We start from the raw sequence: 25,893 nt of genomic DNA on the forward strand, positions 1-25,893 counted from the left end.
AATATTGGTGTTTTAGTAATTGTTAGGAATGGCTAAATTAGGAAAAAAAAGATTGTATTTGAAAATCAAATTACTTGGATCGTAAGAGCCAATTGTGATTCCCTTTGGTAGCTTTTTAGTTTTTTTATTTTCAAGCTTCAAGCTTTTAACTTTAATCGAATTTTTAATTAGTCAATTAATTTTGTAGGAATCTATTTTTATTTTACTTTTAGTTGCCGTTTTGTTACTGCCTTTCCTTTTTTAATACTAACTAATAACGATACCACTATATTTTGAAAGCTTTCAATATCATTTTATTTCTTAGCTGTTTTACCAATTTATTCGCCCAGAACAATGTATTCAGCAATTATAAAAAACAACAATTTCTGATGGCTTAGCTCAAAATGGGGTGACTTCTATATTAGAAGATTCCAAAGGTTTTTTATGGTTTGGTACCTTCGCAGGCATCAACAGATATGATGGTTATAAACTAATAACCTATAAAAACACGGTTAGTAGTGAAATTTTGTCAAGTAATCGTATTCGATCTATTAAAGAAGATAAAAAAGGTAATATTTGGATTGGAACAGACAAAGGGATTAACTTGTTTAATAGCACTACCCAAAGATTTCAAAAATTAAGTTTTAACTTAATTAAAGCAGGAAACCGATTTGTTGAAAGTGCTACTATCCGGAAAATTATAATAAATAATCCAGATCATCGGATTGTTTGTTTAACCGAAAAAAGCGGAATTCAAGTCTTTGATGATAATTATAAGTTTCTAGGTGAGGTTAAATTAGGGAATGACATAGGTGATAAGGTTCGAATTATTGATGGAGTACAGTTACATAATAACCATTATTTATTGGCTACCTCAGTTGGATTAGTGCTTTTTGATATCAAAAATAATAAATTTAAACAAGTTTTAAAGGAGCAAATTAATCATTGTAATTCTGTTGAATTAGTTGAAGGTAATCAAGTACTAGTTACATTAGGCAGTGGATTAGCCGTAGTGAAATTTGAAGTTTTTGAGAATTTAATTTCGTTAAAGCTGAATAAAGTGATTTTCAACTCGGTTTCATTTACATGTTCTGCGGTAGACAAGAGAGGGAATTTATGGCTAGGCAGTCAATTGAGTGGTGTGAAATATGTGAAGAATTGGAAAGCTGTTCTAAGCGGGCAAGCTGCAGAAGTTGAATTTTTTAATGATGGTCTGCCAATATTGAAATCAAGTGTATTATTAGGAACAACCAGAGATTATTGTTGGTTAGGTACATACAACGAAGGTCTTTATCAGTTTAAAATAAAGGAATCTGATTTCAAGAGTAGCACTACTATTTCGAATAGTAATTATTGGAATAACGCAAATAAGGTTTCGAATATTGAACAATTTGGTGACTCTAAAATTTGTCTCACATCTGGCCTAGGGGGACTAGGATTATTTGATTGGAAGGCACATAAATTTGAAGCTTTACCAGCTAAATACACAACTAATTTTAAGTCTTTATACCTGAATTCAAAGAAAAACTCTTGGATTATTGACGATCAAAAAAGATTTTATAGAATAAAAAATGATAATCAATCCATTCAAAGAGTGGATATAGGCGAAATACCAACTGCTGATTTAAGAGCTTTTACCTTTGAAAAATATGGATACGGTAACGTATGGGTAGGAAAGAAAAATGATGCCTACAAAATAATTTTAAACAAGGACGATGCGATAGTCAAAATAGAATCACTGAATAATAATCCCTTCTTTTCTAAAAATAAATTAGAATTGATTAGGTGTGTTTATTCAGATCCCAAGACCAAGGATGTCTGGATTGGAACGAGTGGTAATGGCTTGTTTAGGATACAAAACAGTGCAGGTATTTCGATTGAAAAATCAAAAATAGAGCACTTTGTTGTAGAAAGAAATAATAATTTTTCAATACCTAGTAATTATCTAACTTCCATCATTAGGTTACCAAATGGTGAAATGTGGATAGGTACTGAAGGTGGTGGTGTGTCTAAAGTTTTGGAAGATAAGACTGGACTTAAGTTTGAAACTTTTACCAAAGAGAATGGATTATCAAATGATGAAAACAAGAACATGTTAGCCGATGAAGAGGGTAATTTGTGGATCTCAACTAATAATGGACTGAATAAGTTGAATACAAAAAATTATAGTATTCGAAAATTTAAAAAATCAGATGGTTTGTCTTTTGAGAATTTCACTTACGCCGCAAAAAGATTAAGTGATGGAACCATGATGTTTTCTGGCTTGAACGGTTTTTGCTATTTCAATCCTAAAAAGATTACGCAACAAGAATTGCTTCCTAAGATTGAATTCGAAAATCTAAAAATTTTCAATAAGTTAATAAAGCCAGGTTTTAGCATAAATGATCGTGTTTTATTAAATAAATCATTAGGAGTGCTGAGTGAGATTGAATTAAAATACAATGAAAATGTTTTCTCATTAGATATAAAAAGTTTGCATTTCTCTAATCCAGAAAATCACTTATTGCGATACAAACTTACACCCATCAATAAAGATTGGGTAGAAGTTGCATCTAATCAAAACACCATTAGCTACAGTGGTTTGCAGCCAGGAACCTATCAGTTAACTGTTATGGCTTCAAACTCTATGAATGAATGGAGTCCTGTCAAACAACTTACAATAACTATAACACCTCCATTTTGGAAGACTAATTGGGCTTATCTTTTATACATACTCTTTATTTTAGGAGTAGGATATGTAATTAATCGTACAATATTAAAAATACATCTGCTGAATCATAAAGTAGAAATTGAACAATTAGAGAAAAAAAAGGAACAGGAATTTAATGAAGCCAAATTGCGCTTTTTTTCAAACATATATCACGAGATAAAAACACCATTGACCTTAATTTCTAATCCTATAAATAATTTATTTGAACGCTACAAAGGCAATCCTGAACTAGGAGAAAAATTAAGCTTGGTCTTGCGTCAATCAAAAAAAATGCAACAATTAATAGAGCAAGTTCAAGATTTTACTAAAGCAGATAATAATGTTCTAAAGTTAAAATATTCCCATTTTGTCTTCAATGACTTTATAAAAGAGCTCGTTGGTGATTTTAAATATGCGGCAGAAGTTGATGATAAAAACTTGAATTTAGTTGGAGATGAACTACCGATTGTGGTTTCGGCAGATAAGGATAAATTAGAGAAAATATTCAACAACTTATTGAATAATGCTTTTAAATATACGGAGGTAAAAGATGCAATTAAAATAGAATATAAAACGGAAGATAAATTTTTGATTGTATCAGTAATAGATTCAGGCAAAGGTATAGATAAAGTAGATTTAGAGCATGTTTTCGAGCGGTTTTATCAATCTCATAAGATTCAAAATGCACATTTAGGAGGTTCTGGAATTGGTTTAGCGTTTTCTAAAAAATTAGTAGAAATGCATTACGGCTATATTACAGCTGAAAGCGAAATAAACGTAGGAACTACAATCACCGTTAAACTACCGATTGTAAAAGAGCAAAAAGAAGGAGAATTACAAGAAGAAAATATTGACCTACCAAAGGAAGAAGAGATTAGTGTGGGGAGTATGAATAATCAATCAGAAGCTGCTATTGAAATTTCTGGTGACTTTAAGGAATCTCTAATTTTTTATGTCGAAGACAATGATGATCTGAGAAATTATGTGTCTGGTTTTTTATCAAAATACTTTAAAGTAAAAAGTTTTAGAAACGGTCTGGAGTGCCTTAACGCTTTAGATGATGAGTGGCCAGATATTATTGTAAGCGATATTCAAATGCCGGAACTCAATGGTTTAGATTTATGTAGACGTGTAAAATCGGATATTAAAACGAGTCATATTCCTATCATTTTGGTAACTGCACTCACGCATGTTGTCAATCAATTGCAAGGGATAAGAGACGGGGCAGATGCTTATATTCGGAAACCATTTGATATTCAAATTCTTATGACAACTATTGAAGGCTTACTAAAAAACCGAAAAGTATTAAGTGAACGCTATCAGATTGGGATTCCTTTGTCAAGAGACAACAAGAACAATAGAAATGATAATGCATTTTTAGAAAAATTTTATAGTTTACTGGACGATAATTTAGACAATCAAGATTTCAATTTAAAAGAATTAGCGTCAGAATTATGCCTGAGTAAATCTGCTTTTTATCAAAAAGTGAAGACACTTACCAATCAAACTCCATTGGAGTTGATTATGAATTATAGATTGAAGAGAGCAAGTGAATTTTTGGGTCAACAAGGATTGTCAGTTTCAGAGGTTTTTATAATGACCGGCTTTAAAAACAGAACTCATTTTGCCACAAAATTTAAAGAAAAATACAATGAGTCGCCTAGTAAATATGCTATCCAAATAAAAGAAAAGAACGTGCAAGATTAAACATAGTTTTATTTAATTTGAAAGATCTGTACGTGAATTGATCTCGTACTATTTTAAAAGTTATTTCTAAGAAAAAGGTAAAAATAATTACTTGGTTTTTGGGAATAACTTTTTTGAGGTCAGTAGATAATTTCATATCTTAGAAGTCAATAAAACAAGAGAATTATGGATTTATTTACAGGACAAAACCTTTTAGATTTTGCTGAACGGTTTAAAACAGATGAAAACTGCAAGGAATATTTAGCAAATTATAAATGGGAACAAGGATTTATTTGTTTAAAATGTAAACATACAAAGAGTCAAATCCGTAAAGATTTCTCCAGAACTTGTAATATTTGTAGTCATACAGAAACCGCAGCTGCAAATACTTTATTTCATAAGGTTAAGTTTGGTTTACGTAAAGCCTTTTTTATATGTTTTGAGATGTCAACCACAACTAAAAGTTTATCTGCTAGCTATATGGGAGTTCGCTTTGGAGTTACAGAAAAAACAGCACGTTTATTTATGCATAAAGTTAGAGAAGCCATGAAGTCTAGTGAGAATCATCCAATGGATGGAACCGTTCATGTTGATGAATTTGTTATTGGTGGAAAGGAAAAAGGCAAAGTAGGAAGGAGTTATGACAGCAAAAAGAAAAAGATAGTAACCGCAGTAGAATTAACAGATAAGGGGAAAGTTAAAAGGATGTATGCCTTAAAAATTGATAATTATTCAGCCCAAGAATTAGAGACAATATTTAACAAGCACATTGATAAAAGCGCAAAAATAACTACAGATAAATGGAAAGGCTATCGTCCCTTATTTGAGCATTACAATATCACACAAATAGAAAGTAATAATGGGATGAATTTTATGGCATTACACACGATGATACATCAAGTAAAATCATGGGTTAGAACAACATATTCTTCAGTAAGTGATTTTAATATAAACAGGTATCTTGATGAATTTTGCTATCGAATTAATCGTTCTCAAAGCAAAGACACAATATTCAATAATTTAATAGTACGAATGGTTAAGTCGGATAAAATATATCAGTCTAAAATCATATGTTCGTAACTACTGACCTCAATACAATTTAAATCTAAAATGACTACAACACAAGATGTTCATATTCTGAACAACTTAATGAACATGTTAATGAATATGTTCAAAAGCCTTGTGTATACTAGCCCGAGATAAAAATCGGTTACCCAAAAGTCATGAGTTTTAGGGTAACCGATTTTATCCCTTTCAGTACACGCATTAATGAATATTTTGGAGGGAGTATAAAAGAAAAAACCCTTTAAATCATTCCTTAGATTCAAGTAATAAATGCAACACTTAGAAATTGATTAAATAAAGCCTACTGATAAGTCTTGCAGATCTAGATCTTCAAGACTTATCAGTAGGCTACGAAAAAAATTTCACTTATTTTTGGGTTACTAAGCACAAAAAAAGATGTCACATTTAACGATTGAACAAAGATACGAAATTGCTACACTACGTTCGCAAGGATTTTCCATGAGTAAAATTGGAGAGTTTGTAGGTAGAGACAAATCTGTAATTTCAAGAGAACTTTCTAGAAATTCAGACCAAAGAAATAATGTATATAAAGCAGATTTAGCTCAAAGTAAATTCCATTTTCGACAGCGAAAAAAAGCAAAGAAAATACACTTTACTGAAGAGATTAAAACACTTGTAACATCACTATTAAAGGAAGATTTTAGTCCCGAACAAATAGTTGGTCATTGCAAAATAAAAGACTTTAAATGTGTTTCTGCTGAAAGAATTTATCAATTCATTTGGGATGATAAAAAGAAAGGAGGTCAACATTATAAGCACCTTCGCTCAAAAGGTAAGAGATATGCTAAAAGGGGAGCTTTAAAGGGGTCGAGAGGTATTATTAAAGACAGAGAAGGTATCGAAAACAGACCTTTAGTTGTAGAAGAAAAGCAAAGAATAGGTGATCTTGAAATAGATTTGGTTATTGGTGGAAATCACAAAGGAGCTTTATTAACAATAAATGATAGAGCAACAGGCGTGCTAAAAATGGCTAAAATATATAGTAAGGAAGCACGAGAAGTTCAGGGGAAATTAATTGAATTATTAATGGAATGGAAACCTATTTTGCACACTATCACTTCTGATAACGGAAAAGAGTTTGCCAACCACAAAAAAGTGTCAGAAATACTAGAAATTAAATACTTTTTTGCCAACCCATATTGTAGTTGGGAAAGAGGTGCTAATGAAAATTTAAATGGACTAGTAAGGCAATATTTCCCCAAAAAATATAACTTTGATTTAATAACAGAAGAAGAGGTTTTAAGAGTAACAAATAAATTAAACAATAGACCCAGGAAAAGGTTTGGATTTAAAAGTCCAAATGAAATTTTTGAACAAAAACTTAAACAATGTGCATAATGTTGCATTTGTTACTTGAATCCACCTTCGATTTAAAGGGTTTTAATTCAATTTGTATTTCTACTGGCGGAGAAAGAGGCTCCGTAACCTTTATGAAAATGCCAATAAATATAGAGCTTCGCAAGATGTTCTTTTAAATAGGGTGACCAATAGGGTAACTAAGATCAAAAATAGTTTTAGAATAATACAAATGTATTATAAATGAATGAGATAATTGTTTTATTTTCAATTAATTCACCCTGTTATTTATACATGATTGATTTAATTTATAAAAATTAATAGTTTGCTTTAATAATAACGTTTCGTAAGATACAGTCAATTAATTATTGTTTACAAAAGAGAATTTGTAAAGTTTGTTTTCGATACCAATTTATAATATCAGGATAGTTACTATCGGACTCTACAATGTTCGAATTTAAGTATTTCAATATAGTGATAGTAAATGTAATTTCGTTACTTTTATGAGAAAAAAAGAACAGTTTTACAATCATCTCATCGAATGGGAGAGTATGATTCGAACCTAGTCGGTTGAACCCCTATCTATACTGCAAATTTCAAAATTTATAACCCAATATACTACGATTTCGCCACAAAACTAAATGAATTAAATAGCTAAAATATAACCTTCTCAGTTACTTTAATTGATTTTAATGAACGTAATAATTCATAATTAATGAATTAAAAAGGTAATTTAATCTGCAACAAAATTGTAAGAACTTATGAGGTTGTTGTTGATTTAGTGATTGTTAGCGATAAAAATACTCAGTCTAGTGATCTTGTAACTGAATCTTTTGGGAAAGTTTATTATAAACTGTTTCATATGTACTCTAAAATTTATGCTTGCTATAAAATCCAAAATTTGATAGATAACTGCTCAAGTTTTGTTCAATATGGATTAGTACAAATTTATCAGCCATCGCAATTCAAATTAATAATAGGATATAAATTCATTAAATTATTGAGGCGCTCAATGTTATCTTGCAACTATTTGTTAATACAAGAAAAATTTAATTTTGAATAGTAATTAAGCATGTGATGATTTGTTACAAGTGCAAGGCAGTGGAGTGAATGGGAGCACAGTCGAACACCTAATTCCAATTTTAACTTTTTTGGATAGCTTTGATGATTAGTTGTAAGTAATTAATAAATAGTATTTTGCGTCTGAGTTTAGTTTGCGTTTTTAAATTAAATCAATATTTTTAAGAACATATAGTAGCTGGATTTTAATTTTTTTACGTATTACTATTTAGGGAGGTAAATTATAAAAAATAAGGATGTACTAATTTATATAGTGAATGGGATTGATATAGAACACTGTTATTATAGGTTAGTTTGTAAATATTATGCAACTAATCGGTTAGATATTTCACTTTTTAGAATTAATTATTATTCATGATTTTTGGTAAACTTTCATCTCGAGAAAGTTTAAGAGATTTAATATTTGTTATAGAAGCTCATCAATCTAAATCCTATCACTTAGGGGTTGGGAAAAATGTAAGTAATAGTAATTTATCTCATTTCTTGAAAGGAAAAAATTATTTATATACTTATCCCATAAATTTAACTCAAAGTGATAATCGTCTTTTCCTATAGTTGCACTCCACTAGTATTCTAACACTTTAATATCATTTTTTTTATTGTATTTAAAGCAAGGGCAAATAAATAATAATGAACATTGTTTCTTAAACAGCTATGAAAATGTATCATTTGTACTGTATAATGCTTCAAATGTGGTATTTGTTTCCTACTTGATAATCTAATTTTACTAAACGAAAAAATTAAATTATTTAACAAAAAAACGTTATTATTATGAAAGGAAAATTACAATTATTAGCTATGTTATTTACTAGTGCATTTGGATTCAGTCAGAATGGCATCCAATCTAACAGCGCTCCAGCAAATGCAGAACAGGGATCTACAATTACTGCAAGTTTTAATTATACTGCTGATGCTGCAGGAACTTGCCAAATGCAATTATTCAAAACGGATTCCTCTGGAAATATTGATTACAGTGCAGGAACTGATGTGTATTTTGAAGGTCCAATAACTGCGGCTGCAACATCTACTTTAAAATCGGAAACTTTTACAATACCTGCAAATTTGCCATTATCCAGTTCTTTACCCCCAGGCGTTGTGTACAAATGGTTTTTTAAAATAGAAGTACCAGTAGGAACACCTTTTTACAGTGCCAATCCAACTACGACTATCGTTGCACCTGGTACTTTAAGTACTAAGAGTTTTAATAAGAATGGACTAAAAGTATTCTATAATGCTAAAACTAAAAATTTAGTATTTTATGATGTTGAGAAATCTGCAATGTCAATTTATGATGTTAGAGGATCAAGTGTAATGGGGTTGAATACAATAAGTCCAAATAACAGTATTGATGTATCATCTCTTTCTAATGGGCTGTATTTTCTTAAAAACAATAACGGAACTGTTTATAAGTTTGTAGTACAATAATAGTATAAAGAATTATAGTTTAAAGACTGCTTAACGGCAGTCTTTTTTTGTTAAAAGCTTATTTTAAAGGAAATGTTGTTCCCCGTTCTATCAAACTAGTTTTAATAATTTTGGTAGTAAATTCTAGTTCTGTTTTGTTTTCTAGGCGATCAATAAGCATTTTTGTAGCTACTTCCCCAATGTATTTGCCATGTTGGCTTATAGTGGTTATGGTAGGAGTAACATGTTGGGGTAGTTTTCCATTTGTAAAACAAATGATGGACATTTCCTCGGGTATTTTATAATTCATCGATTTTACCAGCTGTAAACACGCAATGGCAGAACTTTCTTCTAGGCATAACAAACCATCTATTGATTTATCAGCAAGGATAATTTTCATGGCCGTTTCTATGTCTTCTTTTTTAGATAATCGAACAATTATTTTTTCGTCGATTGCAACTTGGTAATCTGTTAATGCTTTATTATAACCCTCAACCCGAAGCTTGCCAACACTTAAATTATCAATTACTGAAACAACTGCTATTTTTTTACAGCCCGTTTTTATGAGATGCTCGGTAGCGTGTTTTGCTCCTTCAAAGTCATTTACAATCACTTTGTCACAATCTATTTGATCGGTTACTCGATCAAAAAGGACTATAGGTACTCCTTCATTTATGGCATCAATAAGATGGGTGAAATTTTTTTTTATTTGGGTTTCTTCGGCAATAGAAATTATAAATCCATCGATGGTACCGCTTTTGAGAAGTTCTACCGTATTGACCTCTTTATCGAATGATTCATTAGAAATACAAGAAATTAAATTATACCCCAGTTGCGTTGCTTTTTCTTCAATACCCACAAAAACTTCGGTAAAAAAACTATTCATAATATTAGGGATAATTACCCCTAAAGTTTTTGTCTTTTTATTGAGTAAGCTCAGTGCGATTTTATTGGGCTTATAATGATGTAGCCTAGCAAATTCTTGTATTTTTTCTTTTGTTTTGGTACTTATTTCATGGCTGTCATTGAGCGCTTTAGACACGGTAGCAATAGACACATTAAATTCGGCAGCTATTTTTTTTAATGTAATTCTATTACTCATTTTTATTTTTTATCAGGGTAGCTAATGTAATTATAATTTCCGGGACATTTTCACTCTAATTATAAGGAGTTGTTAAACACGTTATTACTTTTCTTAAAATAGTAATAGGAGATTATAAAAATGTACCTGATGAAGTAATGGATGCTTTTCAGGCTACTTCGCAAAAGTAATTATTTTATTGCTGTAAAAACAACCTCTTTCTTGATAGGATCGAAAAAGTTACGTAAACCTTTAAGTAGTCAAATATGACTTTTTTTTTCGAGCCTAAAAAAGTGTAAATCATTGGTAAACAAAGGGTTTAAGGAGGTTTTATGTTGGAAATTAAATTCGAACTCATTTTGCGTGACAAATCGCTGTTTCATCTTTATTTTACCAATAATATAATGAATACTGTAATTTTATCCTCGTAGAAATAAATAATTGTCAATACAATTTCAGTATTGTAAGAATAAATCTAGTTTGTTAAACGATTCTTTTTAGTTTTTGCTTTTTGAATGAAAATGATAAAAAAATCTGAATCAAAATCGATTCAACTAGTGTGTAGCAAAATAGAAATCTACAGTCAGGATTCCAACATATTTTAAATATCAAAAACCAAAATAAACAATGTATTACATAGGATTTGACATAGGAAGTTCTTCAGTAAAAGCAGCTATCGTAGAAATAGCCACTGGAAAAAGTATTGGTGTTGTTCAAGAACCAGAAACCGAAATGGAAATGCTTGCCTTGAAAAATGGATGGGCAGAGCAAAAACCAGAAGATTGGTGGCTTCATTGTTGTAATGCTGTTTCGAAACTAAAAAAGAAATACGCTATCTCGAGAACACAAATCAAAGGAATTGGAATTTCGTACCAAATGCACGGTTTGGTTTTGGTTGATAAAAATGGCGCGCCTTTGCGTAAGTCTATCATTTGGTGTGATAGTAGAGCAGTAGCATTAGGTCAAGAGGCTTTTACAGCAATTGGCGAAGACAAATGTGCTTCTAACTTATTAAACTCTCCGGCCAACTTTACCGCTTCAAAATTGAAATGGGTCAAAGAGAACGAACCTGAAATTTATAATCAAGTTTATAAGTTCATGCTGCCTGGGGATTATATTGCTTACAAGCTTTCAAACGTAATCAATACCACTATTTCAGGATTGTCTGAAGGTATTTTTTGGGATTTCAAAAAAGATACTGTAGCCGATTTCCTTTTAGAATATTACGGCATTGATGCGTCTTTGGTGCCAGATATCGTGGATACTTTTGGATTACAATCAACTGTTGATGAAAAAGGGGAACTAGAAAGTGGTCTAGCAGCTGGAACGCCAATTTTTTATAGAGCGGGTGATCAACCTAATAATGCATTGGCACTAAACGTGTTTAATCCTGGCGAAGTAGCTGCTACTGGAGGTACATCTGGTGTAGTTTATGCAGTGACTGATAGTTTGTCTAGCAAAGAAAGCTCGAGAATTAACAATTTTGGTCATGTGAATTACAAAAAAGGAGCAGAACCAAGAATTGGGAAACTACTGTGCATTAATGGCGCCGGAATTCAATACCGTTGGTTGCTAAATAATTTGGCAGTGAGTTCGTATGAAGAAATGAATCGACTAGCATCAGAAGTTCCTGTGGGTTCTGATGGAGTTTGTATACTGCCTTTTGGTAATGGAGCTGAAAGAATGTTGAATAACAAAGATGTGGGAACTCGCTTGGTCAATGTTAATTTGAACAATCACAATAAAGCCCATCTCTGCCGTGCTGCACTTGAGGGAATTGCCTTCTCGTTTGTGTACGGAATGGATATTTTGAAAGGGGATGGTGTGGCTGTAAATGTCATGAGAGCAGGAAACGATAATTTGTTTCGCTCTGAAATATTTTCGAATACCGTAGCTACGCTTATAGGTCACGAAATTGAGATTTATAACACTACAGGAGCTATTGGAGCCGCAAGAGCTTCGGGATTACATGAAGGAAATTTTGAACAATATGGTAAATGGGTTATGGAAAATGACCATGTGATGACCTATATGCCGTTTAAGGACAAAGCGCCTTACTTGGCAGCATACGAACTTTGGAAAAACGAACTTGAATTAATAATAAATAAATAACATAAAAATGGCAACTTTAGGAAACAAAGAATACTTCAAAGGTATTGGAGATATTAAATTTGAAGGAAAAGAATCTGACAATCCGTTAGCATTCAAATACTACAACCCAGACCAAGTGGTAGCTGGAAAAACAATGCGTGATCATTTTAAATTTTCAATCGCATATTGGCATACCTTCTGTGGGCAAGGTTCTGATCCATTTGGTCCTGGAACACAAAATTTCCCATGGGATAAACCTTCAGATGCTATTGCTGCTGCAAAAGAAAAAGCAGATGCAGCTTTTGAATTTACTACCAAAATGGGATTTGGTTACTACTGTTTCCATGATTACGATTTAATTCAAGAAGGAGCAACTTTTGGAGAATCAGAAAGTAGATTGGCAGCGATCACAGAATATTTGAAAGAAAAACAAGCAGCTTCAGGGGTAAAATTACTTTGGGGAACTGCAAATGCATTTTCTAATCCTCGTTACATGAATGGTGCAGCAACTAATCCTGACTTTAATGTATTGGCTAGAGCTGGTGGACAAATAAAATTGGCTATGGACGCTACGATTGCTTTAGGTGGTGAGAACTATGTATTCTGGGGTGGTCGTGAAGGATATATGTCTTTGCTAAATACAGATATGGGTAGAGAATTGGACCACTTGGGACAGTTTTTAAGAACGGCTCGTGATTATGGACGTGCACAAGGTTTCAAAGGAAACTTCTTAATTGAACCAAAACCAATGGAGCCAACGAAGCACCAATATGATTTTGATACTGCAACTGCAATCGGATTTTTACGTGCACAAGGTTTGGATAAAGATTTCAAAATAAATATCGAAGTAAATCACGCAACATTGGCTCAACATACTTTTCAACACGAAATTGATGTTGCTGCTCAAGCTGGAATGTTAGGAAGTATGGATGCTAACCGTGGTGATTACCAAAACGGATGGGATACTGACCAGTTCCCAAACAATATTCAAGAAACTACAGAAGCAATGTTGGTTTTCTTAAAAGCAGGTGGTCTTCAAGGTGGTGGAGTTAACTTTGATGCAAAAATCAGAAGAAACTCAACAGATATGGATGATGCTTTTCACGCACATATTGGTGGAGCAGATACGTTTGCAAGAGCATTATTAACTGCTGACAAAATTATCACATCATCAGCTTATGACAAATTGAGAGCAGATCGTTACAGTTCATTTGATACTGGAAACGGAAAAGCTTTTGAAGAAGGAAAGTTAACAATGCAAGATTTATACAAAATTGCGCATGAGAATGGTGAGCTAAACTTACAAAGTGGTAAACAAGAATTATTCGAAAACATCATTAATCAATACATCTAGAATTTAATTTACCTGATGGTTGTCTCTTTCTTTAAAGAATAAAGACCGCCATCAGGAATTTTTATAGTCTATGTAATTGAATTTAAAATAATAAATAAAAACAAAACAACATGAAATTTTTTATAGATACAGCAAATTTAGCCGAAATAGCAGAAGCACAAGCCTTAGGAGTTTTAGACGGAGTTACAACAAACCCATCATTAATGGCGAAAGAAGGTATTACTGGTGCCGACAATATTTTGAAACACTATGTAGCTATTTGCAACATTGTAGATGGAGATGTTTCTGCCGAAGTTATTGCAACAGATTATGAAGGAATGATTCAACAAGGAGAAGAATTGGCTGCCTTACACCCACAAATCGTGGTAAAATTACCAATGATCGCTGCAGGTGTAAAAGCATGTAAATATTTTTCAGATAAAGGAGTTAGAACGAATGTAACTCTTGTGTTTTCAGTAGGTCAAGCGTTATTAGCAGCTAAAGCTGGTGCTACTTATGTTTCACCATTTTTAGGAAGACTAGATGATATTTGTACGGATGGAATGGGCTTAATCGCCGAAATTAGACACGTATATGACAATTACGATTTTGGAACGCAAATTCTTTCTGCTTCTGTTCGTAACACCATGCATGTTATCAATTGTGCCAAAGTTGGTTCAGATGTTATGACAGGTCCTTTGTCTTCAATCACGGGATTGTTAAAACACCCATTGACAGATAGCGGATTAGCACAATTTTTAGCCGATTACCAAAAAGGAAACTAATTATGGAAATTTCACAATTGCAAGATAATGTATCTCAAACTAGAAGAGATATTTTAAGAATGGTACACAAGGTAAACTCGGGTCATCCCGGGGCTTCTTTGGGTTGTACGGAGTTTTTAGTAGCATTATATAATGAACTAATGGAATTGAAACCAGAATTTGAAATGATAGGTCAGGATGAAGACTTATTCTTTCTTTCTAATGGTCATATCTCGCCAGTTTTTTATAGTGTTCTAGCCCGACGTGGTTATTTTCCTGTTTCCGAATTAAGTACTTTTAGATTACTAAATTCAAGATTACAAGGACACCCAACAACTCATGATGGTTTACCAGGCGTACGTATTGCTTCAGGATCTTTAGGTCAAGGAATGTCTGTGGGGATTGGCGCAGCACAAGCAAAAAAACTAAATAAAGACACTAATTTAGTCTATACACTTCACGGTGACGGAGAATTGCAAGAAGGCCAAAACTGGGAAGCAATCATGTATGCTTCTGCCAAAAAAGTGGATAATCTTATTGCTACGATCGACTTTAATGGTCAACAAATAGATGGTTCTACAGACACTGTTTTGTGCATGGGAAGTTTGAAAGATAAATTTCTAGCTTTTGATTGGGATGTGATCGAAATCAAAGAAGGAAATAATATCGAAGCGGTAATCGCTGGGATGAAAGAAGCCAAATCAAGAACAGGAAAAGGGAAACCAGTTTGTGTTTTGTTGCATACAATGATGGGGAATGGTGTTGATTTTATGATGCATACACATGCATGGCACGGAAAAGCACCTAGTGATGAGCAATTAGCAAACGCATTAGGACAAAATCCTGAAACATTAGGTGATTATTAGAAAGTTTTCAGTGGTCAGTTTTCAGTAATCAGTTTTCAAGCTGGCCCTAAAAATCTTTAAAAAAAAGAAAATAATATGAAAAAATATACATTTACCGAACAAAAAGATACGCGCTCTGGTTTTGGAGCAGGTCTTGCCGAATTAGGAAGAACAAATCCTAATGTTGTTGCACTTTGTGCGGATCTTATTGGTTCGCTTAAAATGGAAAAATTTATTGAAGAAAACCCAGAACGTTTTTTTCAAATTGGTATTGCCGAAGCAAATATGATTTGTATTGCTGCAGGACTTTCTATTGGTGGTAAAATTCCGTTTACAGGAACATTCGCCAACTTTTCAACAGGAAGAGTCTACGATCAAATTCGTCAATCTGTTGCGTATTCTGATAAAAATGTAAAAATTTGTGCTTCTCACGCAGGATTAACTTTGGGTGAAGATGGAGCAACGCATCAGATATTAGAAGATATCGGAATGATGAAAATGTTACCAGGTATGACCGTTATTAATACCTGTGATTACAACCAAACAGAAGCAGCCACTATCGCAATTGCTGAACACCACGGCCCAGTATACTTACGTTTTGGACGTCCAGTGGTACCAATATTTATGCCTAAATATACCGATGTTGCAAACGAAAATAAATTTGTAATTGGAAAAGCTATTCAATTAACTGAAGGTACCGATGTAACTATTGTTGCAACAGGTCATTTGGTTTGGGAAGCTTTACAAGCATCTGAGCAATTGGAAGCTATGGGAATTAGTGCTGAAGTAATTAACATTCACACCATTAAGCCTTTAGACGACGAAGCGATTTTAAAATCGGTTGCCAAAACAGGTTGTATTGTTACTTGTGAAGAACACAATTATTTAGGAGGTTTAGGTGAAAGTGTCGCGGGATTATTATCCTTAAATACACCTACACCACAAGAGTATGTTGCTACCAAAGATACTTTTGGCGAAAGCGGAACTCCAGCACAATTGATGGCAAAATATGGTTTGAATAGTGAAGCTATTGTAAAAGCTGTTCAAAAAGTAATGAGCCGTAAATAAATTACTATTGACTATTATCAATGGTTTAGTTTAGTGTCAATTGCCGTTGACTTTAGTCAACGGTTTTTTATTATATTGCCTTTGGCTTTAGCCAAAATAATTGTGTTATTTTGGCTAAAGCCAAAGGCAATTCAACTCTTAAAAACATCAAGATGAGCGAAAATAAAATCAAATGGGGAATTATAGGATTAGGAAATATTGCCGAGCAATTTGCCCGAGATTTAGCTTTGATTCCAAATGCTCAATTGTACGCTGTAGCTTCTCGATCACTAGAAAAAGCAACTAAATTTGAGGCGAAATTTAGTGCTACAAAAAGCTACGGAGATTACGATTCGCTTATTAATGATGATCAAGTTGATATAATTTACATTGCAACGCCGCATGATTCGCATGCAAATTTGAGCATACAGGCATTGAATGCTAAAAAGCATGTGCTTTGCGAAAAACCAATTGCGATCAATCATGCACAAGCTTCGCAAATGATTGCAGCTTCCAGAGAAAATAATCGTTTTTTCATGGAAGCTTTTTGGACCCGATTCAACCCTTCTTTTATAGCTATTTTATCAAAAGTAAGAGCGGGCGAATTAGGGAAAATACAATACATAAATGCCGATTTTGGCTTTATAATGAATAATGGTCAAAACCGCCTAGAAGATGTTAATCTGGGCGGTGGATCATTATTAGACATGGGCGTTTATCCCTTGTTTTTATCCTATATGATTTTGGGAAAACCCGAAAACATTGCGGCATCTTCACTCTTTTATGAAGGCGGAGCCGACAAACAAACCACCATGCTTTTGAATTATCCAACAGCGCAAGCGGTTTTACATAGTAGTTTTATTGCTAGAACCAACATGCACGCTACGATAAGTGGGGAAAAAGGGCGTATTGTAATCGATCCTTTATGGCACGAAGCCCAAAGTTATTCACTGTTTCAAGATGAGGTAGAAACGAAGTTTGATTTGCCTACAAAAGGAAAAGGATTTACTTATGAAATCGAAGAATGCCATAAATGCATCGCTTCAAATAAAATAGAAAGTGCGGTTTGGTCGCATCAAAATAGTTTAGACCTAATTACAATTGCAGACCAAGTACGTAAAGAAGCGGGTATCCTCTATCCGGTAGATAAAATATAAAGAGGTTTTATAGAAGTTTTAAAAGCTTATTTTAGTAGTATTCTATGTTTTTCGAAACAAAAAAATGATCAGAAAAAGGGTCTAAATTTATCGGAATATAGAAGAATTGAGCTCAACAAACGGATGAGTACTGCGTGATATTCTAAAATAATAATAGTTATTACTTGAAGTTGAATGATTTAGTTTCGATTCATTTTTAAGTATGCGACTAGACGTGCTTATTTTTATGAAGTTAAAATTTAGTTAAAAATAGTTGAAATATAAATTGTAAATTAGGAGCTGTTTTATGATATTTGACCAGATTCAACTGCAATCAATATTTCACTTATAAAAGATAGTTTCACTTTCAAATAAAAAAATACCACCTACCTTGAAAATAATAAAAACGATAAAATTCTGTAAATTAATGCTTACGGTAGTGCTGATAAGCTTAATTTCTACTGCTGCATTTTCTCAAAAAATGTATGAGGGTTATCAGTTTATAAACATCAACGAGGGAATTTCGAAAAGAGGTGTTTCTTGCATTACTCAGGACCAATATGGTTATATTTGGATTGGTACTTTTGGTGCTGGTTTGTACAAATATGACGGAATAAGTTATACCGTTTTTGAGAACGACTGGCAAAAAGAAAGTTCGATTATAAGTAATATTATCTATTGTACTTACGTCGATGCAAACAATAAATTATGGATAGGTACCGATCAAGGAATCTGTTTTTACAATCGAGAACTTAATAAATTTGAAAGTATTGATCTAGAAGTAAAGCATGTAAAAGGATCGATAGATGATACTCCTGTAAAAAGTATTATCCAAGATAATTTTGGGAACTTGATTATAGGTACGTTCGGGAGAGGAGTTTTTAAATTCAATTTAAAGACAACAAAAGTTGCTTTTTTAAAGTCAGAAGTGGCTACTTATACAAATTATCAAGTCAATTGTTTGACTAAGAGTAAAGATGGTACCATATATCTCGGAACTAGTTTTGGTTTAAAATCATTGCAAACAGGGGCAACAGTTGTAAAAAACGTACGAGATTCGGCCGGAAAAAATCTTGTCAATCAATATATCGAATCGATTGTTCTTGATCGAAAGGAAAATATTTGGTTGGGAACATTTTATGATGGATTGGTGAAAGTAACCAAAGAGGCAGCTGGGTTTTCTCAAAAATCATTCCCAATAACCAAGAAAAGAGTCATGGCATTGCTACAAGCAGAAGGCAATTCCATATTATGCGCTACAGAAAATGACGGCTTACTTCTAGTTGATGGGCAAGGTACGATTCTTAAAAAGTACATCAATAATAAAGGGGAAAATAATAGTTTAAAATCAAATTCGGTTTGGTCTTTGTTTGCCGATAAAGAAAATAGAGTTTGGTTGGGTTACTACAATCAAGGAGTTGATGTTTTTGATAAATTATACAGTAAGTTTAATGCAATTGGTAGTACTATTTACAATAAAGAAAATTCTCTTCAAGCGAAGTCTGTAACAGGAATTGCAAAGGATAAAGCGGGTAAATTATGGATCAGTCTTGAAGGTGGTGGCGTTGATTATTATGATCCAATTACGAGCATCAACAAACATATCAATAGTAAAAATGCTTCGTTTTTATCGGGTTTAAAAAGTGATGATATCCAAACCGTATTTATTGATAGCAAGGAAAATGTTTGGTTAGGAAGCTGGGATGAGGGGATTTATTTCTTGAAAAAAGGCGCTTCTAGTTTTGTTAATTTTAACACAAATAATTCCAACGGCATAACGTCAAACAGAATGCTCAGCTTCTCTGAAGATTCCAATGGAATTATTTGGATTGGTACGTATCTCAGAGGTCTGCATTATTATGTTCCGGCTGAGAATAAATTTTATCATTGTGATTCAGCACCATTTACAACAGTCGGCTTGACTAATGGTGATGTTAGAAAAGTATTGGTAGATTCGAATAACAGAATTTGGGTAGGTTCCACTTTGGGATTGTTTCTTGTTACCCATGACAAGAATTTTAAGTTTACGGTTGAAGCCTTGAAAAACCAAATGATGAAGGACAAAAAAATGCAAAAAAACCAATCGGTTTTATCTTTGTATGAGTCCCGAAATAAACAGATTTGGATAGGAACGGATGGAGCAGGTCTTTTTAGCTACACACCAAAGGGTAATACGTTTGACTATTACTATAATTTTGAAGGATTGGTCGAAAAGTCAGTTGCGGCAATCATTGAAGATCAACAAGGTGCAATATGGATCAGCGGAAAAGCGGGAATCACCAAAGTAGATTTAAAGAATAAAAGTGCTATAAATTTCACCAAGGATGATGGTCTTTTAGATAACGATTTCAATAATAATTCGGTTTTAAAAGATAAAAATGGTGATTTGTACTTTGGTAGCTACGAAGGAATCAATTATTTCAACCCTAAGCAAATATTAAAAAGTACCAAGCAACCCTTGTTATACTTTAGTGATTTAAAACTGTTCAATAAATCAGTAAGTCCCAGTGATGCAGATTCACCACTTACAAAGGTGATTTCAGAGACTGACCACTTAGTTTTAACTCATGATCAATCGGTTTTTACTGTCGAATATGTGGGCTTAAATTATTCACATCCTGGTAAAAATGAATATGCCTATTATCTAGAAGGTTTTGAGAAAGAATGGAATTATGTAGGCGGAAAAAGAGCTGCTACCTATACTAACTTACCTCCAGGGGATTATATTTTTAATGTAAAAGCAGCCAAAAGAGGCGGAGTGTGGAGTGTAAAGCCGTTGCAACTACATATTGAGGTATTGCCACCATTCTGGCGCACAAATTTCGCTTATTTTTTATATGTATTGGCTTTTATCTTGGTGTCTATTTACATGAAGAAATATTTACAAAGACGATTTGAAGAAAAGCAAGCCATTCAATTTGAAAGAGACAAAACCGTCCAGATCGAAAAACTAAATGCTAAGAAATTACAGTTCTTTACCAATATTTCGCATGAGTTTAGAACGCCTTTGACTTTAATTATAAATCCATTAGAAGATATTCTGAAAAATAAAAGCTTTGGTCTGCCTGCTGAAGTGCTTAATAAATTGTTTGTCATTCATAAAAGTTCAGATCGATTGTCGCGATTGATTAATGAGTTAATGGACTTTAATAAGCTACAATTTAATAAAATGGCCTTGCATGTGCAGCAAGTAGAGGTAGTGAGTTTTACCAAAAATATTGTGAGTTATTTTGAAGAAGAAGCCGCTAGTCGATCAATTGATTTACAATTTGAGTCCACTGTTGATTCGCTTCAAGACTGGTTAGATCCTAAGATGTTTGAAAAAATTATTTTTAATATTATTTCGAATGCCTTCAAGGTAACTGCTGACAATGGAAAGATTAAGGTAAGCGTCAATGCTTCGCAAAAAATGATGTTTTTACCACTAGCGAGTGGTTTAGGGAAGGTCGAAACATTTGAAATAGCCATTGAAGATACAGGTGCGGGATTGAACAAGAAAGAAATCAAACGCATTTTTGATCGTTTTTACCAGGTCAACAATCTGAATAAAACCTATTACGGAAGCACAGGAATCGGACTTGAAGTAGTACGTGGTTTTGTAGAATTGCACAAAGGTAAGATTGAAGTCGACAGTACATTAGGAGTAGGAACCACATTTACGGTGGTGTTTCCATTAGGGAATGAATATTTTACCGAAGCCGAAATTTTAGACGAGGAACATCAAGTGGTATTGAGAGAATCTATAAAAAAATCAGTTGTTGATGAGAACGAGGAAATCAGTACAGAAGAAATTGCAACTGAAATTACGCATACCATCTTAATCGTAGAAGACAACACCGAGTTAAGAAATTATCTTAAGGATGAATTGAAAAAAAGCTATAAGGTACTCGTTGCCGAAAATGGTCAAAAAGGGGTTGAGTTGGCCAAACAAAAATTGCCCGATTTGATATTGACAGATGTCATAATGCCCGTAATGAATGGTCTTGAATTATGTAAAGCTGTGAAAGCAGATTTAAAAACGAGTCATATTCCGTTGTTGATGCTTTCGGCCAAGGCACTGGTCCAAGACAAATTAGAAGGCATCGATTCAGGTGCAGATATGTACATGAGCAAACCTTTTGATATGGATGTTTTGAAATCCAGTTTGGGACAATTAATCAACAGTAGGCAAATCATGTTTGACAAGTTCTATAAGGGGATTACCAAAAATGCGAAAGAAAAAACGACTACGCTGGATAACGATTTTATTCAAAAAACACTAAATTTTATTCATGAAAATATCAACGAATCTGATTTGAGTGTTGAGGTTCTGGCATCAAAGGTTTTTTTAAGTAGAAGTCAATTGTATCGAAAAATTAAAACGTTAACGGGTGTTTCGGTAAATGAATTTATTCGAAATGTACGTTTAGAAAAAGCAAAAGAACTGATACAATTGGGCGATAGCAATATTAATGAAGTAAGTTATCAAGTTGGGTTCACCTCGGCTTCCTATTTTACAAAATGTTATAAAGCCAAGTTCGGACATCTGCCCACGCAGTTGGACAAAAACAAACCCGATTTAGAATAGATATGCAATTAATCGGTACAAAAAAGAGCTCTAATGGAGCTCTTTTTTTATGCTTATTATTCAGTAAATGATCCTAAAAAGTCCTTGAGAATCGGCAATAGGTGTTTTCTGTTTTCAAAGCTGTTTCTTTCGATAAAAATGATTGAAAGTACTTTCTCTTATTTTTTAGCCCATTGCGCATTGTGCATTTAGTTGGGGATTTTTTTTTACTTAATAAAAAAAACAATCCTCATTGATTGATAATTACGCAGAAAATTACTTTTTTGAACCAATATGCATAATCTCCCTATATCATTGGGCTCAAAACAGCTCGATGCATCAAATGAACTATATTTTGCATCATTTGTAGTATCAAATAGGTGCACTATTGTTCTAGTTTTGACTTAGTAAATTACTTTATAAACCAATTATTTTTTTAAATTAAACCATTAATACATAAACTATGCAGGAAAAATTAAATTTTATCTTTTCAAAAAAATAGCTTTTCTATAAGCTCTATAAAGCGGGAATCATCGCTTTATAAAACAGTTCAAAGAGAGACTAATTGTAAAAACTATAAAATTGAAAAAAACGAACATTTTAATTGACACTAAAAACAAATTAACTAATTAATAAAAACCAATTTAATATGATGATAAAGTTAAAATTCGCAATAATTGCTCTGGCAATGATTTGCACGCATAGCGTAGTGTCGCAAACCAAGACCATCCAAGGGGTGGTAACAGATCAGACACAATTGCCTTTGCCTGGTGTAAATGTTTCAGTCAAAGGAACAGCTACAGGTGTTGTAACCAACTATGATGGTTCTTTTGTGCTAGATAAAGTTCCTGCAAACGCTAGAATTATATTTAGTTTCATAGGGTTTACTTCTAAAGAAGTTGCAGTGGATGGTAAAAGTACAATAAATGTAAGTCTTATTGAAGATACAAATAATCTAGAAGAGGTTGTAGTTGTTGGTTATGGTACTGTAAATAAAAAAGATTTAACTGGAGCTGTTACAACAGTGAAATTTAATGCTGACGTAGCTAATCAAGTAACGTCTGTAGACCAATTATTACAGGGTAAGGCAGCAGGAGTTCAAGTTACGCAAAATGCCGGATCATTAGGATCTGGTATTAGCGTAAAGATTAGAGGTACTAATAGTTTAAGGGGAAACAATGAGCCACTTTATGTTATTGATGGTGTTATTATATCTTCAGCAGGAGAAGATGTAATAGCTTCTGGAGGCGTAGGTAATTCAGGTCAAGAAACTCAAAATGGTTTAAGTGGTATTAATCCAAGGGATATTGAAGGGATTCAAATTTTAAAAGATGCATCAGCTACCGCTATTTATGGTTCTAGGGGAGCAAATGGAGTGGTATTAATAACAACAAAGAAAGGGAAAAAAGGGAAGGTTAAAATCAATTCGTTTATAACAACATCTGTAAGAAGTATCACAAAAAAATATGACGTTTTAGATGGTGTTGATTATGCTAACTATCAAAATGAAATAGATAAAAATAATAGTGTAAAGCCACGGTACCAAATAAATGGTTCGCAAGTATTTGGAGTTGCTTATGATGCAGCAAATAATCCAACAGTATCTAATACTCCTGCTAAAATTTATAATTGGCAAGATGAATTATACCGACAAGGATTTAGTACTAAGGTAGGAACGTCTGTTTCCGGAGGTAGTGATAATGGTAATTATTATATATCTGCAGGGTTTGACGATCAACAAGGTATTGTTGCTAATTCGAGTCTTAAAAGTGGTGATTTAAGAGTTAATTTAAATCAAGATCTTAATAAGAATTTAAAACTAGAAGCAAGAGTTAGTGGGTTTTTTAGCAGCACTGATTTTACAGAATCGGGAGATTTGATTGGGGGCAGTGAAAGCTTTGTAAATAATGTTATTACATATAATCCTGTAGTTACTGGAGTAATTCAAAATTTAGGGCAAGATTTAGGATCTGCAAACCCTTATTCATGGGTAAATGATTTTTCTGATTTTGCTAAAGAAAAAAGATATATTGGATCTTTAGGACTTACTTATGAACTTCCTTTAGAAGGTTTAAGTTATCAAATACAAGCAGGAGGAGACGTAAGAACAAAAGATAGAAGGCGTTTTTATGGAGTAACAACTTATCAAGGCGCTAATGCAAACGGGGCACTGCAAATATCAACTTTAAATGCAGCATCGTATCAAATTAATAATTTTTTAAGATTCAATAGAACATTTAATGATAAGCATAGAATAAATGCAACTGCAGGTGTTACCTATGATGTTAGAAATGTAGAAAATAGTATTTATGCTGTTGAAAATTTTGTAACGACAGAGCTTACTATAAAACAGCCATTTTTAGCTTCTGTAATTACTCAGCCATTACAATTTTTTAAATCAGATCAACAAATTTTTTCTATATTAGGGCGTGTAAATTATACCTTTAATGATAAATATATCCTAACAGCATCTTTCCGTAGAGATGGGGTGTCAAAATTCTCAGAGGAGAACAGATATGGATCTTTTCCTTCATTCGCACTGGCATGGAGACTTGGCGATGAAAAATTTATTAAAAATTTAAACCTTTTTGACGATTTAAAACTAAGAGCTGGTTGGGGACAAATAGGAAATCATGGTATTGGGCCTTACGGAACATTGTCTAATTATGGAATAAACGGATCCTTATATGGAACTCCTGGAAATGGAACAAGTGTACCTTTAACGCTAAATAACATTGCAAATCCTAACTTAACTTGGGAAACGACCCAACAACTAAACTTTGGTTTAGATTTTGCAACCAAAAACAAAAGGTTTTCTGGAAGTATTGACATGTATGATAAGACGACGAAGGACCTATTGCAAAAGAGTCCAATTCCAACATCTTCAGGATTTGGTTCTATACTTATAAATAGAGGAACCATTTCTAACAAAGGATTAGAACTAGCATTAAATGTAGCTCCTGTTTCCACAGACAATTTTCAAATAAATATAGGTGGAAATATAGCATTCAATAAAACTAAAATTGAAACTTTAGGGATTCCTTTAAAAGATTTTTATATAGATGGTGCTGCGCAACAAAAGTCTTTCTACTATGGAGATAATATTAGTCGTGGGCTTACATTCAAATCGCCGGCAAATGTATTTGTAGAAGGAGAAGAACTGGGTCTTTTTTATGGTTACCAAAGCAATGGTGTTTATCAAACAGGAGATACAGATCTACCAGTAGGTTCGAAACCGGGTGATGAAAGAATTGTAGATCAAAATAAAGACGGTAAAATCAATTTGTTGGATAGAACATTTATTGGAAATCCAAACCCAGATTTTGTTTATGGGTTTGATTTAAATTTCAAAATAAAAAGACTTACAGCTAATTTCCAATTTAATGGAGTTTACGGTAACCAAATTGCTAATGGTAACTTGTTGCGTTTAGCAAATGCAGAAGGCGATAATGATAACATATTAAAGGCCACCTATACTAATGCTTGGAGGGCAGACAATCCATCAAACACCTACCCAAGAATCGGATTTACGACCGATAACCGTCCTGCTATTACAGATCGAATTATTGAAGATGGTAGTTATTTGAGATTGAACAATGTGACTATTGGATATGATATCCCTGTTGAAAAAAGCAAGTTTTTTGAACGTCTGAATGTGTATATCGCAGGTCAAAATTTAGCAACCTGGACACATTATAGCGGTTACAATCCTGAGATTACAAACTTTTTATACACTGGACTTATAAAGGGTGTTGATTGGAATGGATCGCCTAATGCAAGAACTATATTATTAGGATTAAATATTAATTTCTAAGTTCATTTTAATATTA

At 33.0% G+C, this 25,893-nt stretch carries 14 protein-coding genes; 13 read left to right on the forward strand and 1 reads right to left on the reverse strand.

Features of this window, described 5'->3' with window-relative positions; all coding sequences use genetic code 11:
* Nucleotides 1-361 precede the first annotated feature (361 nt).
* The 5 genes from ABZP37_RS10620 to ABZP37_RS10640 all read left to right on the forward strand — a co-directional run bounded on the left by ABZP37_RS10620 (nt 362) and on the right by ABZP37_RS10640 (nt 9,241).
* A complete protein-coding gene (locus ABZP37_RS10620; protein WP_366187527.1) occupies nt 362-4,375 on the forward strand; it encodes a two-component regulator propeller domain-containing protein in 4,014 nt (1,337 codons plus the stop codon).
* A gap of 165 nt (nt 4,376-4,540) precedes the next feature.
* Nucleotides 4,541-5,434 carry an IS1595 family transposase gene (locus tag ABZP37_RS10625; protein WP_366182858.1) on the forward strand — a complete coding sequence of 298 codons (894 nt, stop codon included), beginning with the start codon at nt 4,541-4,543 and terminating at the stop codon, nt 5,432-5,434.
* A gap of 381 nt (nt 5,435-5,815) precedes the next feature.
* Complete coding sequence (locus ABZP37_RS10630) at nt 5,816-6,778, forward strand: IS30 family transposase (protein ID WP_366182577.1); 963 nt, start codon at nt 5,816-5,818, stop codon at nt 6,776-6,778.
* 1,392 nt (nt 6,779-8,170) lie between these two features.
* Nucleotides 8,171-8,371 (forward strand): DUF4372 domain-containing protein, encoded by a 201-nt coding sequence (locus tag ABZP37_RS10635; protein WP_366182860.1) that lies wholly within the window; start codon nt 8,171-8,173, stop codon nt 8,369-8,371.
* A gap of 216 nt (nt 8,372-8,587) precedes the next feature.
* Nucleotides 8,588-9,241: a T9SS type A sorting domain-containing protein gene (locus ABZP37_RS10640; protein ID WP_366182862.1), complete on the forward strand. Its 654-nt coding sequence runs from the start codon at nt 8,588-8,590 to the stop codon at nt 9,239-9,241.
* 58 nt (nt 9,242-9,299) lie between these two features.
* Here the strand turns inward: ABZP37_RS10640 and ABZP37_RS10645 are convergent, their stop codons facing one another.
* Nucleotides 9,300-10,322, reverse strand: a complete 1,023-nt coding sequence (locus tag ABZP37_RS10645; protein ID WP_366182864.1) for a LacI family DNA-binding transcriptional regulator — start codon at nt 10,320-10,322, stop codon at nt 9,300-9,302.
* A 606-nt stretch (nt 10,323-10,928) separates the two neighbouring features.
* On the opposite strand from ABZP37_RS10645, the gene ABZP37_RS10650 reads away from it, so the two are divergent.
* The 8 genes from ABZP37_RS10650 (at nt 10,929) to ABZP37_RS10685 (ending at nt 25,877) form a co-directional block, all read left to right on the forward strand.
* On the forward strand, nt 10,929-12,413 hold the full coding sequence (locus ABZP37_RS10650; protein ID WP_366182866.1) for an FGGY family carbohydrate kinase: 1,485 nt from the start codon (nt 10,929-10,931) through the stop codon (nt 12,411-12,413).
* 7 nt (nt 12,414-12,420) lie between these two features.
* Nucleotides 12,421-13,746, forward strand: a complete 1,326-nt coding sequence (gene xylA, locus ABZP37_RS10655; protein WP_366182867.1) for a xylose isomerase — start codon at nt 12,421-12,423, stop codon at nt 13,744-13,746.
* A 110-nt stretch (nt 13,747-13,856) separates the two neighbouring features.
* Nucleotides 13,857-14,510 carry a fructose-6-phosphate aldolase gene (gene fsa, locus ABZP37_RS10660; RefSeq protein ID WP_366182868.1) on the forward strand — a complete coding sequence of 218 codons (654 nt, stop codon included), beginning with the start codon at nt 13,857-13,859 and terminating at the stop codon, nt 14,508-14,510.
* Nucleotides 14,511-14,512: 2 nt separating this feature from the next.
* A complete protein-coding gene (locus ABZP37_RS10665; RefSeq protein ID WP_366182870.1) occupies nt 14,513-15,355 on the forward strand; it encodes a transketolase in 843 nt (280 codons plus the stop codon).
* Nucleotides 15,356-15,430: 75 nt separating this feature from the next.
* Complete coding sequence (locus tag ABZP37_RS10670) at nt 15,431-16,402, forward strand: transketolase C-terminal domain-containing protein (protein WP_366182872.1); 972 nt, start codon at nt 15,431-15,433, stop codon at nt 16,400-16,402.
* 152 nt (nt 16,403-16,554) lie between these two features.
* Nucleotides 16,555-17,538: a Gfo/Idh/MocA family oxidoreductase gene (locus tag ABZP37_RS10675; RefSeq protein ID WP_366182874.1), complete on the forward strand. Its 984-nt coding sequence runs from the start codon at nt 16,555-16,557 to the stop codon at nt 17,536-17,538.
* A gap of 370 nt (nt 17,539-17,908) precedes the next feature.
* Nucleotides 17,909-22,084, forward strand: a complete 4,176-nt coding sequence (locus ABZP37_RS10680; protein ID WP_366182875.1) for a two-component regulator propeller domain-containing protein — start codon at nt 17,909-17,911, stop codon at nt 22,082-22,084.
* A gap of 628 nt (nt 22,085-22,712) precedes the next feature.
* Entirely contained in the window at nt 22,713-25,877 is a 3,165-nt protein-coding gene (locus ABZP37_RS10685) for a TonB-dependent receptor (protein WP_366182877.1), read from the forward strand.
* The last annotated feature ends 16 nt before the right edge of the window (nt 25,878-25,893 follow it).

Origin of the sequence: Flavobacterium ovatum (assembly GCF_040703125.1) — a bacterium.
GTDB lineage: Bacteria > Bacteroidota > Bacteroidia > Flavobacteriales > Flavobacteriaceae > Flavobacterium > Flavobacterium ovatum.

Coding starts and splice junctions, on each gene's coding strand:
- ABZP37_RS10635 (WP_366182860.1), top strand. CDS start 8,171: ATGATTTTTGGTAAACTTTCATCTCGAGAAAGTTTAAGAGATTTAATA.
- ABZP37_RS10645 (WP_366182864.1), bottom strand. CDS start 10,322: ATGAGTAATAGAATTACATTAAAAAAAATAGCTGCCGAATTTAATGTG.
- ABZP37_RS10640 (WP_366182862.1), top strand. CDS start 8,588: ATGAAAGGAAAATTACAATTATTAGCTATGTTATTTACTAGTGCATTT.
- ABZP37_RS10665 (WP_366182870.1), top strand. CDS start 14,513: ATGGAAATTTCACAATTGCAAGATAATGTATCTCAAACTAGAAGAGAT.
- ABZP37_RS10625 (WP_366182858.1), top strand. CDS start 4,541: ATGGATTTATTTACAGGACAAAACCTTTTAGATTTTGCTGAACGGTTT.
- ABZP37_RS10670 (WP_366182872.1), top strand. CDS start 15,431: ATGAAAAAATATACATTTACCGAACAAAAAGATACGCGCTCTGGTTTT.
- fsa (WP_366182868.1), top strand. CDS start 13,857: ATGAAATTTTTTATAGATACAGCAAATTTAGCCGAAATAGCAGAAGCA.
- ABZP37_RS10650 (WP_366182866.1), top strand. CDS start 10,929: ATGTATTACATAGGATTTGACATAGGAAGTTCTTCAGTAAAAGCAGCT.
- ABZP37_RS10630 (WP_366182577.1), top strand. CDS start 5,816: ATGTCACATTTAACGATTGAACAAAGATACGAAATTGCTACACTACGT.
- xylA (WP_366182867.1), top strand. CDS start 12,421: ATGGCAACTTTAGGAAACAAAGAATACTTCAAAGGTATTGGAGATATT.
- ABZP37_RS10675 (WP_366182874.1), top strand. CDS start 16,555: ATGAGCGAAAATAAAATCAAATGGGGAATTATAGGATTAGGAAATATT.
- ABZP37_RS10685 (WP_366182877.1), top strand. CDS start 22,713: ATGATGATAAAGTTAAAATTCGCAATAATTGCTCTGGCAATGATTTGC.